Origin of the sequence: Pseudomonas sp. FDAARGOS_380 (assembly GCF_002591235.1) — a bacterium.
GTDB lineage: Bacteria > Pseudomonadota > Gammaproteobacteria > Pseudomonadales > Pseudomonadaceae > Aquipseudomonas > Aquipseudomonas salmasensis.
Window position 1 is genome coordinate 5,295,122 of sequence record NZ_CP023969.1, and the last position, 13,131, is coordinate 5,308,252.

The window sequence follows — 13,131 nt, forward strand, 5'->3', positions numbered from 1 at the left end:
GCTTCAGCATTCCCACTCGGAACGGCTGAACAGGTACCCCTTGCCCCACACCGTCTTGATCTTGCGCGCCTCGCCCGCATGGTCGTCGAACTTGCGCCGCAGCTTGGAGATGGCCACGTCCACCGAACGGTCGGTGCCGTTGAACTCGATACCGCGCAGGCGTTGCAGGATCTGATCGCGGCTGAGCACTTCGCCGGCATGCCGGGCCAGCACCACCAGCAGGTTGTACTCACCGCTGGACAGCTCCACCGCCTGCTCGCGCCAGGTCACGGTGCGCTCGGACAAATCGATGCAGAGGTTGCCCATGACGATCTGGTCGCTGGCCACCTGGGGTTCGGACAGGCTGCTGCGCCGCAGCAATGTGCGCACCCGGGCCAGCAATACGCGCGGTTCGCAGGGTTTGGTCACATAGTCGTCGGCGCCCATTTCCAGGCCCAGCACCTGGTCGTGGCTGTCATCGCGGGCGGTCAGCATCAGGATCGGCAGGCCCGCCGAATCGGCGCGCAGCAAGCGGCACACCTGCAGGCCGTCGAGGCCCGGCAGCATCAGGTCGAGGATCACCAGGTCCGGTGGGTTCAGGCGTGCGCGTTCACGGACATGGTCGCCACGGCTGAGCACGCTGACGTGGTAGCCGTTGCGTTCCAGGTAGCTGGCAATCAGCTCGGAGAGTGCGGCGTCGTCTTCCACCAGGAGGATGTTGGGCATGGTGTTTCCAAATAATGCGGTTTGTTGGTGTGTTGCAGGATTGTGCAAGGATATACGCCCCCGGCGCCCTGCGCGCCGTACCTTACACTTCTTCACAGACCCGCTACACAGCTTCACAGCACCACGGCGCAGGTGCCCCTAGGATGCGCCAGTCAATATTGGGATAAGAGCATGTCGAAGAATCTATTTGCGCCGTTTTGCCTGTTGGCCCTCACACTGGCGCTGAGCGCGTGTGGTCAGTCGGCAGACGAGGCGCCACAAATGCCCCTGGCCAAAGTGCGGATCGAAACCCTGCAGGCCAAGCCCCTCTCTATTACCAGCGAACTGAGCGGGCGCATCGCCGCACCGCGTATCGCCGAAGTCCGCGCGCGGGTCGCCGGGGTGGTCATGCAGCGGGTGTTTAACGAAGGCCACGACGTCAAGCAAGGCGACGTGTTGTTCCGTATTGACCCGGCGCCGTTCAAGGCCGACCTGGACAGTGCCCAGGCCAACCTGAGCAAGGCCGAAGCCAATGCGTTCCAGGCGCGCCTGCAAGAACAGCGCTACAGCCAATTGGTCGAAGGCAACGCCATCAGCGGCCAGGAGTACGACAACGCCCGCGCCGCCTTGCGCCAAACCAACGCCGAAGTCGCCGCCAACAAGGCCGCCGTCGAGCGTGCCAAGCTGAATTTGGGCTATGCCACCGTAACCGCGCCGATTTCGGGGCGCATCGGCCGCGCCCTGGTGACCGAAGGCGCACTGGTCGGCCAGAACGAAGCCACGCCGCTGGCGATTATTCAGCAACTGGACCCGATCCACGCCGACCTGACCCAGTCTACCCGTGAGCTGAACGACCTACGCCGTGCGTTTCGTGCCGGCAGCCTGAAGCAGGTCGGCCAGGACCAGGCCAAGGCTACCTTGATCCAGGACGACGGCAGCCAGTACCCATTGCCGGGAAAATTGCTGTTTGCCGACATCAGCGTCGACCCGGGCACCGGGCAGATCATTCTGCGCAGCGAGTTCCCCAACCCGGACCTCGACCTGCTGCCGGGCAGCTTTGTGCGGGTGCGTGTCGAACAGGCCGTCGACAAGCAAGGCCTCAGCGTGCCGCAACGCGCCATTACCCGTGACAGCGCCGGTATCCCGATGGTGTTACTGCTGGATGCCGAGCAGACCGTCAGCCAGCAACCGGTGGAACTGGGCGCGGTGGTCGACAATCGCTGGATCGTCACCAGTGGCCTCAAGCCCGGCGACCGCATCATCGTCGAGGGCCTGCAACATGCGCGCCCCGGTGAAAAAGTTGAAGTGGACGACAGCCCGCTCGTAAAGGAATAACCCGTCATGCCGCAGTTCTTTATTGACCGCCCGATCTTCGCCTGGGTGGTGGCTTTGTTCATCTTGCTGGCCGGTGCGCTGGCCATCCCGCAATTGCCGGTGGCCCAGTACCCCAACGTCGCGCCACCCAAGGTGGAAATCTACGCGGTGTACCCCGGCGCCTCGGCCCAGACCCTGGATGAGAGCGTGGTCAGCCTGATCGAGCAGGAGCTCAACGGTGCCGATCACCTGCTGTATTTCGAATCCCAGAGCAGCCTGGGCTCGGCGACTATTACCGCCACGTTCCAGCCGGGCACCAACCCGGAAATGGCCCAGGTGGATGTGCAAAACCGCCTCAAGGCCGTGGAGCCGCGCCTGCCGCAAGCGGTGACCCAGCAGGGCTTGCAGGTGGAGAAAGTCTCCGCCGGCTTCCTGCTGCTCGTCACCCTGACCTCCAACGACGGCAAGCTCGACGACGTAGCGCTCAGCGATTACCTGGCGCGCAACGTGATGAACGAGCTCAAGCGCCTGGACGGCGTCGGCAAGGCCCAGTTGTATGGCGCCGAACGTGCCATGCGCATCTGGATCGACCCGCAGAAGCTGATCGGCTTCAACCTTACGCCGGCCGACGTCAACGCCGCGATCAGCGCCCAGAACGCCCAGGTTTCCGCGGGCAGCATCGGTGATCTGCCGGGTACTCACACCCAGGAGATCACTGCGGCGGTGCTGGTCAAAGGGCAACTGTCCACCCCGGCCGAATTCGCCGACATCGTGCTCAAGGCCAACCCCGACGGCTCCACCGTGCGCATCGGCGATGTAGCGCGGGTGGAAGTCGGCAGCCAGGAGTACCAGTTCTCCACCCGCCTGAACGGCAAGCCGTCCACCGCCGTCAGCGTGCAACTGTCTCCCGGCGCGAATGCCTTGAGTACCGCCACGCTGGTGCGGGCGAAAATGGACGAGTTGTCGCGCTACTTCCCGGCCAATGTGGAATACAAGATTCCCTACGACACCTCGCCCTTCGTCAAGGTCTCGATCACCAAGGTGGTCTACACCTTGCTGGAGGCGATGGCGCTGGTGTTCGCGGTGATGTTCCTGTTCCTGCAGAACGTGCGCTACACCTTGATCCCCACGCTGGTGGTGCCGATTGCGCTGATGGGCACCTTCGCCACCATGTTGCTGCTGGGTTTCTCGATCAACGTATTGACGATGTTCGGCATGGTATTGGCCATCGGTATCCTGGTGGACGATGCCATCGTGGTGGTGGAAAACGTCGAGCGCATCATGGCCACCGAGGGCCTGTCGCCCAAGGACGCGACGAAGAAAGCCATGGGCCAGATCACCGGGGCCATCATCGGTATCACCCTGGTGCTGGTGGCGGTGTTCCTGCCGATGGCCTTCATGCCGGGTTCCGTGGGCGTGATCTACCAGCAGTTCTCGCTGTCGATGGCCACCTCGATCCTGTTCTCGGCGTTCCTGGCCCTGACCTTGACCCCGGCCCTGTGCGCCACCTTGCTCAAGCCGATTGCCAAGGGCGAGCACCATGCCAAGGGTGGTTTCTTTGGCTGGTTCAACCAGCGCTTTGACCAACTCACCAACCGCTACGAAGGGTGGGTGGCCTATGCCCTCAAGCGCAGCGGCCGCTACTTGCTGATCTACCTGGTCTTGCTGGTGGGCATGGGCCTGTTGTTCAGCCGCCTGCCCTCCTCGTTCCTGCCGGTGGAAGACCAGGGCTACACCATCACTGATATCCAGTTGCCGCCGGGCGCCAGCAAGAACCGTACGGTGCAGGTGGCCGAGCAGATCGAGGCACACAACGCCGAAGAGCCTGGGGTGGGTGATACCACCATGATCATGGGTTTCAGCTTTTCCGGTTCTGGGCAAAACGCGGCGCTGGCGTTTACCACGCTCAAGGATTGGTCGGAACGTGGCAGTGATGACTCCGCTTCCTCAATTGCTGATCGCGCCAACATGGCCTTCAGCGAACTCAAGGACGCGATTGCCTACGCCGTTCTGCCGCCACCGGTCGACGGCCTGGGCACGTCCAGCGGTTTCGAGTTCCGCTTGCAGGACCGCGGTGGCGTCGGCCATGCCGGGTTGATGGCCGCGCGGACCGAATTGCTGGACGCCGCAGCGAAAAGCCCGATTCTGGCTAACGTGCGTGAAAGCGCCCTGGCCGAAGCGCCGCAAGTGCAGCTGGAAGTGGACCGCAAGCAGGCCAACGCCTTGGGCGTTTCGTTTGCCGACGTGGGCAACGTGCTGTCCTCCGCTATCGGTTCGGCGTATATCAACGACTTCCCCAACCAGGGCCGCATGCAGCGCGTGGTGGTGCAGGCCGAAGGCGACCAGCGCAGCCAGGTGGCCGACCTGATGAAGATCCACGTGCGCAACAACGCCGGGAAGATGGTGCCGCTGTCAGCCTTCGTCCAAGCCAAGTGGACCCAGGGCCCGACGCAATTGACCCGTTACAACGGCTACCCGGCCATCGCCATCAGCGGTGAAGCGGCGCCGGGGCACAGCACGGGCGAGGCCATGAACGAAATCCAGCGTTTGGTCAGCCAACTGCCTGCCGGGCTGGGCCAGGAATGGACGGGGTTGTCATTGCAGGAGCGCTTGTCCGGCTCCCAGGCACCGCTGCTGTTGGGCCTGTCGTTGCTGATCGTGTTCCTGTGCCTGGCCGCGCTGTACGAAAGCTGGTCGATCCCTACCTCAGTGTTGCTGGTGGTGCCGCTTGGGGTGCTGGGCGCGGTGTTGGCCGTGAGCTTGCGCGGGATGCCCAACGACGTGTTCTTCAAGGTTGGCTTGATCACCATCATCGGCCTGTCGGCGAAGAACGCGATCCTGATCATCGAGTTCGCCAAGGACCTGTATGACCAGGGCGAGGACTTGATCGACGCCACTTTGAAAGCAGCACGGTTGCGATTGCGGCCGATCATCATGACGTCCCTGGCGTTCATCCTCGGCGTGGTGCCCTTGGCAATTGCCACCGGGGCCAGCTCGGCCAGCCAACAGGCGATTGGTACCGGTGTGATTGGCGGGATGATCACGGCGACATTGGCGGTGGTGTTTGTGCCGGTGTTTTTTGTGGTGGTGATGAAGCTGGTGCGCAAGCGCCATAAACCAGACTGATCAACGCCGTAGCGAAAGGTGGTGGCTTGCAAGTTGAACCCGTCGCCGCTAACCACGATGCGAAGCGAGCCGCTCTTGATCTTGCTCTTGATCTGCTTGTGATCTTGATCTCAGGCGCCCCGTTAAACCACGCTGGCCGAACGCAGGCTTGAATTCGTGGGTAACCCGGCAGGACGCCGGGTTAGCCGTCCTGGGCCAAGGATGGCCCATGACGGCGGCCCACGGATTCAAGCCGGAGTGAGGGCACACCGAGCCCAAGCGAGGTGCCGAGTGGTGGGGCAAGAGCGTTTTGCTTACTTTGCCGCTTTTGCAAAGTGAGCCGCCGTCAGGGCGGAACCCTAAGTGGCCGTTACCTAAATAACGGATATGTACCCGGTCCAACTGTGTTGACTGCCAGGCCGCCTTCGCGAGCAAGCCCGCTCCCACAGTTGGATCGCGGGGTGCCAGGTAAATAGGCGTCAGCTGAAAGGCCGTCATCGCAGGCAAGCCAGCTCCCACAGGGTTATTGATTGCATTCATGATCAGGTACACCCGAATAAGCTATGGTGCTCAAACATAGTTATCTGTGAGCCACCATGCCCTTCCTCGCCCGCACCCACCCTCGCCTCTCATCCGCCGCCGTACTGGGCCTTGCGGTCGGCGCTCTGGTGCCGGCCGAAACCCTGGCCAGCAAAATCCTGATCGGCTGGAACGTCGGCGTCTGGACCTACCTGGTACTGATGCTGTGGCTCACCATTCGTGCCAAGGCCCCGGACGTCAAGCGCATCGCCGAAATCGAAGACGAGAACGCCGGCCTGGTGCTGTTCATGGTATGTATCGCCGCCATCGCCAGTTTGGCGACCATCACCTTCGAACTGGTGGGTAGCAAAGACCTTGCCACCTCGGAACGCCTGCTGCACTACGGTTTCACCGGGCTGACAGTCATCGGTTCGTGGTTGCTGATCGGAGTGATTTTCAGCGTGCATTATGCGCGCCTTTATTACACCTGGGACGGCAAGGAACCGGCGCTGCGTTTTGCCGAGGGACTGACGACGCCCAACTACTGGGACTTCCTGTATTTCTCGTTCACCATCAGCGTGGCGGTGCAGACTTCGGATGTGGGTGTCGCCACGCGAAGCATGCGCAAGGTGGTGCTGGGGCAGTCGTTGATCGGGTTTCTGTTCAATACAGCGATCCTGGGATTCTCGATCAATATTGCGGCAGGACTCTTCGGTTAAGCGATACACCCTCTTGCTGAGCACTTGCTTAAGCCTAAAAGAAATAACGAACCGACCTATTGAACTGTCATATCTGACAGTAGATTTATTCAAGAAAACGCGTCTAATTGAAACCAAGGTACGGTGGCTGATTCGAGGACAGTTGTCGATAAAGCCAGGCACCGTTCCGTGTTTTGACCTATTCATCAAAGATGGAGACGCAATCATGCCAGCACCAACTGCAACGCCGACGTCCCACCAACAGAGCGTATTGTTCCCCAGGGCACTTGAGGCAGAGGGAACCTTCTCGGTGTTCCTGGATGGCCAGAGCATCGAGATCAAAACCATCAATATTGTGAATGACCCCTTCCAACGCATTCTGGGTATTACCGGGCGCAACACCGAGGGCCAGGATACAGTGCGGGAAATCTATATTCAGTTTGCGGATCATACGCCGGCCGGCACCACGTTCAATTTGGCGCAGAGTGAATTCACCTCCACCAGAATTTGGCTATCGGTCAAGACACCGGACAAACCCTATGCCGTTCGCGGCATTGTCGGCACCTTGTCCATTCAAAAAATCTTCCCGCACCTTATCAAGGTACAAGGCGCCGCTGTTGCTACCACCGATACCGACGCGAACGGACAGATACACGACTTGATCATTAACTTCGACATTCACACCTGAACCAGCAAACAAAAAAAGCCCGTATCTAGCGATACGGGCTTTTTCCTAATCGGGATTTACCAGGTGTAACGAACACCCACGTTGGCACCCCAAGGCTGTTCAACTTTGCCGCCGCTGCTGTGTTCAAGGTCAGCATGCAGTTGCAGGTTCTTCGACAGCTTCACCGCCACCCCCGCACCGAACTCGGCACGCGAGCCAGATAGGTCGTTGTTGAATACATTGTTGTTCACCGACACCTTATTGTTGTTGGCAAACTCGTGCACCATTGCCGCCCGCAGGTAGGGCTGGACCACGCTGCCACTGTCGAGTTGGATATCACGGCCAACCGTTGCACCGGCCTTGGCCATGATCGAGCGAGTACGCTCACCCTTGGCTTGCAGGCCATTGTCCAGGTTGTAATTGGCACCCTGGATCACCACGGTCGACACCTGGGCATACGGCTCAACAAAGAAGCCGTCATCGAGCTTGATATTGCGACCGAACTCTGCCGACAAACCACCACCGGTGTTGTTGTACTTGCCTTTCGACGTGGTGCCGTCGCTCAAACCGACCTTGGACTCGTTGTGGAACCGGTTGACCTTGGCGACCGCATCGAAATACAGGCCACTCTCCTCGTCCAGCCAGGTGGCATAAGCGCCCAGGTAGTAGCTTTTCACGTTACCGGATGTACCGCGTTTGAGGTTCAGGTCAGACGTGCTGTGACCAGCCATCACACCCACCAACCACTGGCTATCGGCCAGCGGCATGTCGGCGCCCAGGGTAAAGCCCTGCTGGGTCTGGTCGTAGCCCGTGCTGTCAGACACTTTGTATTTGTTGCCATACCCGCGTATCCACAGACCCGACTGGCCAGGTTCAAAGCGCAATTCACCCATACGGGTACGCAGTGAAGTTGCCTCGCCGTACCACACGGTAGGTGCAGTATTGAACAGCGCCATGACTGAACGCGTACCAGGGCTGATCACGCGATTGTTCGGGTCAAGGAACCAGTCGGTCCCTTCCTTTTTCAAGCCGTAGGAGTAGGCACCTACGTCGACCGCATCGCCCACCAGGGAGAAATGGGCGTCGCCGCCACCAGTGTGCACGATGCGAATGTCTTCAGGGTTGACCGGCTCCGCACCGCTAGCAGTGAGCAACAGGCTGTGATTGCCCTTGGCCTCACCCTCGATGTTAAGAAAGTCCGTGACACCACGGGCAAAATCGGTGCCCATGACAAAGGTGCCGTTGCCTTCCAGTGTGTCCAGGCCCAACTGATAAAACGCATCAGTGGCACCAAACGTCACCGTGCCACCAGCCAGGTTCAAGGCGCCCACCTGGCTGTCACCGGTCAACTCCCAAAAAGATGCATCGCCCACGTTCAGGCTGGTGACATTTTTCAACTGGCCGGTAAGGCCGGCATTGTTCTGCAGGCTCAAATGCGCGGTGCTGCCATCCTCGACAATCACATTGCCGTTCAAACGACTGTTATCGATATTCATATTGGCGGTCGCGCCATCGTTCACTTCCAGCAGCGTGCCGTTACCACCGGTCAAGGTCGAACCATTGCGTACGTCGATGTCGACCGTCGGAACACGACCCGGCCTGCCTTCTACAAGAATCGCGGAACCCGTGCGACCTTCGACATGCGAGTTGTCCAGCACCAGCTTGCCGGTTTCAGCGCTGTTCAACAGGTTCGTCATGAGTACACCGTTCTTGCCACCCATAAATGTACTTTGGCTGGCGGTTACGAGTGCGCCGCTGTCCAGTCGAACGCCAGCACTGTCGGCACCGGTGCCTTCAACCCAGGTATTTTGGTTGAAATGCAGCTCGCTGTTACCTTGCGCAAGCGCACCGGCAGCAGCGCCTTTGATGACACTGCTGAACACTTCAGCAACCCCACCCTTAAGCGAACCGGCACTCTGAAACGCCTGCAAGCCAAAATTGGTATGGCTGATCAGGGTGCTGCCAGTGATGGTTGCGGTGCTGTCATCCAGGCGTACGGCGCCAAACGACGGGTTGCTCGACTCCACATGTGCACCAGTGAGGCTGACAGTCGAGCCTTGCGTAGCGCGGATATCATTCACACGGCTGCCGGCGTTCACGATCAACGCCGAATCATTGACCCGGATACTCTGTGCAGCGGCGCCATTAAGGGTCAGTTCGGACTTATGATCCAGTTGCCAGTCTTTGGACGCTTCACTGGCGTCAATGGTCTTTTGTTCGCCAATCAAATGATCGGCGTGGGCAGCCCCCTGAACCGCTGCAAACATAAGCAGGGTCATGGTCGGGACTTTCATAATCGCGCTCAAGGGCTTGAGCTTAAAGTGGGCGGGTACGTGCATGGTCGTTCACTCTCTGGGGTAGAGCCGATGAAAACGGTTTGGCTCGTTCCCAAGGAATGGAGCCTTACCTGTACGGCGCAGAGAGTACGGATCAAGCATCCCAAGCTATGTAGGAATTATCTTATTAAGGCGAGTGAACCGGCGGCGGTCCGGGCAGGGGGAAATACTTGCGCAAAGCAAAAAAGGGGAGCTGCGCTCCCCTATTCTTTTCAGGCTTGATCAAGGTGAAGGAATATTGGCCCCGTCGCAGAAGAAGTGGGTGTTCGCCAGCGTGCTACGTATAACCGATGGCTCACCATGGCCGGTCACTCCATTGCTCAGAACCGTTTCATAGGTCGCCACGCACGTCCCCCTCGGGGCCTGGGCCAGGTAAGGCTGGTAGTCAATTTCGAACGTGATCCCGTTGGCGATGTCTGCTGGGCTCAAGCTTGGGTGAGTAAGCGTCAACGGGAACGGCCCAGGTGGCAGGCTGGCGTGGGTATTGGTAAGGCTCAACGTCAAGGTCAGTGGCACACCGACGGCCATGCGTATATCGCCTGGCACATGAACCTTACCAAACAGCACGGGCGGAGTGCCGGGCGTCCGAGTCTCCAAGTCCGAACAGAACCAACGACCCGCGGTCGCAACCACATACTCTGCTTTCGCCAACTCCACGACGACGGCGCCCTGCACATCGACCGTGGTGGGCGGCGACTCGTTTTCGTTGGTTGTCGCCGCCGGGTCGAGGACCAGATACTTGATGGTCTTGATGTCGTTGCCATGACGGGCGACTACGTCCCAGCCAATAAAGAACGAGATCGGATTGGCCGTCGCGCTGACAGGGAACGGTCCGACCCGCTCATCCTCCCAGAGCAAGATGATCGACAACCCCGCATGCGGCAACTCTGCAACGGTCCACGGCACGATGTCCACGCGTACATCTTGATCAGCATGGGCAGGCAGCAATACGTCCGGAGTCGTCGAGCCAGCACCGAATACGTGGGCCTGGTTAAGGTTGATGTTGGGTGAACCTGGCTCCCCAGGGTTGACGGGACCGCCTACCGACAAATCGAGCATGAACGTGTGAGGGAACGAAGGGAAAAAAGTACCATTGCGGGAAATTCGATACTGCACGGTCGTCGGCTGTGGCCCAATGGCCTGGGTATAAGCGGCACGGAATGCAGCCTGCAAATTACTGAATCTCTGCGGGAACGTTGTGAATGGCAATCCCAGACCGTTGTAACCCAGGCCGCCAATATCCACTTCCAGCCGATCAAGCAAGGGGGCGTGATTGTTATACGTCCTGACCCATACTTCAGGGTTAAGCAGGTAATCCTTGATATCAATCAAGTTGTCTGTTTCACCAGGATCGGGGAAAGGTGCCAGCGGTAAATGCGGGGTTCCGCGATCCGGATCGTCGATCAACGCAACGCGCCGAGTTTCGACGTACGCAGGGCGACTGACGTTACCCGCACGGTCTGTGAGGGTGTAGAACGCGTAGTAGTCCCCACTTAAATCAATCATTGCTGCCGGTAGGAAATACGTATTGCCCGTCTCCAGCATTGGAATCCCACCGGGGGGGCTGACGATGTCCATTGGGCGCGGGAACATCACCGGGCTCCAATAGAAGGTAATGAAGTCACCGGCAGCCCACCTGCCAGGAACAGGCACGAAGGTGTTATCGGGAATATCGAACTGCACCCCGCCATGCATCACCAAATAGTTATTGTCGATCACGGCACCTGCGGGAAGCGTTGCGGGCCATCCTACTGCATTGGGCTGCTGAGGAAAGGAGGCATCGGAATAGGGCGAAAGCAGGTCAACGGTAAAATTGCCAGGGTCCGAATGTTCTCCCTGCGCTGCCGGAACACCACCGATGTTGAGGTATTGAACGCTACGTAGCTGATAGAAACCATGCCGGAAACCACCTGCTGGAGCGGGTACGGTGATATTGAACCTATCAGGGATAGGGAAAGCGGGGGCCGTACTCATTTGCATCGGCGGTGTCACAGCAACCCAGACAATTAATGTTTGCGTTATGTCCGCCATTTCGACTTGGATAAAATCATCAAAATCTGAAAAGTCGCCCGTTTTGCATCGTACAGTGAGGTCGGCCGTCGCATTACTGGCCAAAATCGTCCCGGAGGCATCATCCAGTGCCCCCACAATAGTGGGAGCGGCTGGGGCTGCCCGGGGGGCCAGTGGCACATTCGGATTGCTGCTCATTTTTGATGATCTCCACGTTCGTCCAATATAGGTTTCTTACAAAAACCACTCATCCGCCGGGCTGCGTTCGACCTCCGATCTCAAGTACCAACGAACTCATTTCCCGGCAATACCTCTCCCTACCGCTTCATATGCGGCATAGCCACAACACTAAATGCTTGCAATGAAATCCGCCTCGGTGCCCCGATAGCGCTAAACACACAGGAGGCGGTACGTGTGCGCCCCGGGTCAGGGCTCAGGCGCATCGCCGTGAATCCAGCAATAGCGAGCGGGTGGCGTCGAAGGCACTACGCGGTCAAACCGTGCGAACCGGGAGGCAGACCGACCAATCAATCCCCCCCCCCTGTACACCTTGTAATTCGCCTCCCCTCCCGCATTTAACTTGAGCGGGCGGATCAAACGTTCTACATCGAGAATCCAGAAGGAGTAACCCAAGGCGTCTACCACCTCGTTCCAAATATGACTTTGTGTATCGACGATGTCAGGAAGTGGATTCACATCGGGGGCCTGCCCGTATCCCTGAAAGTGCATCACGACCAAGTCCCCGTGCTGGATACCCGTGCCCGGGCCTGTATTCGGGTCAATGCGAATTTCGACGCCGAACCAGATTTTGGGTGTGCAGGCGCACGTCATATATCTGTTCGGGTTCGCTATCGGTTCGGAGTCAGCCTGCGGAAAGCGCGGCCGCATATAAGTCGGGGCGGGCAGCCCCACTCGCAGCACGGCCTGCGCTACAGGTGAAAACTCTGGGTTGAGATTACCGGCGCGATCGCGCAGCCGGTAGAAGCAAAAAATAAAAGCAGCACCCGGAAAGTTCTGGAAAACCGTATTGGGGACATCTACGAATATTTGCCCAGTAGCACTGATCAGCGGCGGGGAAACCACAGCGGGAGCACCGGTCGGTAACGTGTTCATATCCGAAAAATACATCAGTATTTCATCACCAATCTCACGTCCCAGATAACCCCCAGGAACTTCCATGGGCACCAGTGGCGTCATGCCCAAGTAAACGTCAGTGATCGGATCAACCGGAAAAATGGCTGGTAGCAGCGGCCCTCCCACCCCAGGCGCATCGCGGTCTATTCTGAGCAGGGTGGGCAAAGAAGTATCGAAATTTGGTGAGGTTGGCGAGTCGAGATGGACTCGAAAAGAGAGATAGACAATCGCACTGTTCAGCAGGAGGTCCTGGCGAATTTCAAATGGATAAGGAAAGTCCCCAGGGGTGAGTGGGCCATCCAGTCGCAAGGCCGGTAGCACGTCGATGGGTGCGGCGCTTTGGTCATGCCATACGGGTACGGCGTAATGAGTCTCGCCAGGTCCGGGCAGAAAGGTCCATGGAGTAACGATTTCGCACTCCAGATTGTTGAAATAGTACTGCGCAGGCACTAATCCATCGGACAGCGCGCGAACCACCCGGGGGCCATCAAAATCCAGGACGGCCTCAGCCCCAGCAACAACTTTACCCGCCTGTGATTTTTTGGGCTTTGACTTTATCGGTTTTGACTTGCTCATGCCGCCCTCCTTTTGGCCCAACATCCAACATGCTTAATGCGGTAATGCCGTTAACTTGAAGCCGATTGAACACCCGAAACGCCCGCCC

At 58.9% G+C, this 13,131-nt stretch carries 8 protein-coding genes; 4 read left to right on the forward strand and 4 right to left on the reverse strand.

Annotated features, from left to right (window positions below; genetic code table 11):
* Positions 1 to 3 precede the first annotated feature (3 nt).
* Complete coding sequence (locus tag CRN80_RS24820) at positions 4 to 705, reverse strand: response regulator transcription factor (protein ID WP_003190934.1); 702 nt, start codon at positions 703 to 705, stop codon at positions 4 to 6.
* Positions 706 to 876: 171 nt separating this feature from the next.
* On the opposite strand from CRN80_RS24820, the gene CRN80_RS24825 reads away from it, so the two are divergent.
* The 4 genes from CRN80_RS24825 (at position 877) to CRN80_RS24845 (ending at position 7,008) form a co-directional block, all read left to right on the forward strand.
* Entirely contained in the window at positions 877 to 2,019 is a 1,143-nt protein-coding gene (locus CRN80_RS24825; RefSeq protein WP_032892065.1) for an efflux RND transporter periplasmic adaptor subunit, read from the forward strand.
* Positions 2,020 to 2,025: 6 nt separating this feature from the next.
* Positions 2,026 to 5,124 carry an efflux RND transporter permease subunit gene (locus CRN80_RS24830; protein WP_098951678.1) on the forward strand — a complete coding sequence of 1,033 codons (3,099 nt, stop codon included), beginning with the start codon at positions 2,026 to 2,028 and terminating at the stop codon, positions 5,122 to 5,124.
* Between the two features lie 575 nt (positions 5,125 to 5,699).
* Positions 5,700 to 6,341 (forward strand): DUF1345 domain-containing protein, encoded by a 642-nt coding sequence (locus CRN80_RS24840; RefSeq protein ID WP_032892067.1) that lies wholly within the window; start codon positions 5,700 to 5,702, stop codon positions 6,339 to 6,341.
* Positions 6,342 to 6,546: 205 nt separating this feature from the next.
* Positions 6,547 to 7,008 carry a hypothetical protein gene (locus CRN80_RS24845; protein WP_138183575.1) on the forward strand — a complete coding sequence of 154 codons (462 nt, stop codon included), beginning with the start codon at positions 6,547 to 6,549 and terminating at the stop codon, positions 7,006 to 7,008.
* A 56-nt stretch (positions 7,009 to 7,064) separates the two neighbouring features.
* On the opposite strand, the gene CRN80_RS24850 is transcribed toward CRN80_RS24845, so the two are convergent.
* From CRN80_RS24850 to CRN80_RS24860, 3 genes are all read right to left on the reverse strand, one after another.
* Positions 7,065 to 9,326: an autotransporter outer membrane beta-barrel domain-containing protein gene (locus tag CRN80_RS24850; protein WP_098951680.1), complete on the reverse strand. Its 2,262-nt coding sequence runs from the start codon at positions 9,324 to 9,326 to the stop codon at positions 7,065 to 7,067.
* 219 nt (positions 9,327 to 9,545) lie between these two features.
* Positions 9,546 to 11,531 carry a hypothetical protein gene (locus CRN80_RS24855; protein ID WP_098951682.1) on the reverse strand — a complete coding sequence of 662 codons (1,986 nt, stop codon included), beginning with the start codon at positions 11,529 to 11,531 and terminating at the stop codon, positions 9,546 to 9,548.
* A 228-nt stretch (positions 11,532 to 11,759) separates the two neighbouring features.
* Positions 11,760 to 13,043 carry a hypothetical protein gene (locus tag CRN80_RS24860; protein ID WP_098951684.1) on the reverse strand — a complete coding sequence of 428 codons (1,284 nt, stop codon included), beginning with the start codon at positions 13,041 to 13,043 and terminating at the stop codon, positions 11,760 to 11,762.
* Positions 13,044 to 13,131: the final 88 nt, after the last annotated feature.

Coding starts and splice junctions, on each gene's coding strand:
- CRN80_RS24850 (WP_098951680.1), bottom strand. CDS start 9,326: ATGCACGTACCCGCCCACTTTAAGCTCAAGCCCTTGAGCGCGATTATG.
- CRN80_RS24830 (WP_098951678.1), top strand. CDS start 2,026: ATGCCGCAGTTCTTTATTGACCGCCCGATCTTCGCCTGGGTGGTGGCT.
- CRN80_RS24825 (WP_032892065.1), top strand. CDS start 877: ATGTCGAAGAATCTATTTGCGCCGTTTTGCCTGTTGGCCCTCACACTG.
- CRN80_RS24820 (WP_003190934.1), bottom strand. CDS start 705: ATGCCCAACATCCTCCTGGTGGAAGACGACGCCGCACTCTCCGAGCTG.
- CRN80_RS24860 (WP_098951684.1), bottom strand. CDS start 13,043: ATGAGCAAGTCAAAACCGATAAAGTCAAAGCCCAAAAAATCACAGGCG.
- CRN80_RS24845 (WP_138183575.1), top strand. CDS start 6,547: ATGCCAGCACCAACTGCAACGCCGACGTCCCACCAACAGAGCGTATTG.
- CRN80_RS24840 (WP_032892067.1), top strand. CDS start 5,700: ATGCCCTTCCTCGCCCGCACCCACCCTCGCCTCTCATCCGCCGCCGTA.
- CRN80_RS24855 (WP_098951682.1), bottom strand. CDS start 11,531: ATGAGCAGCAATCCGAATGTGCCACTGGCCCCCCGGGCAGCCCCAGCC.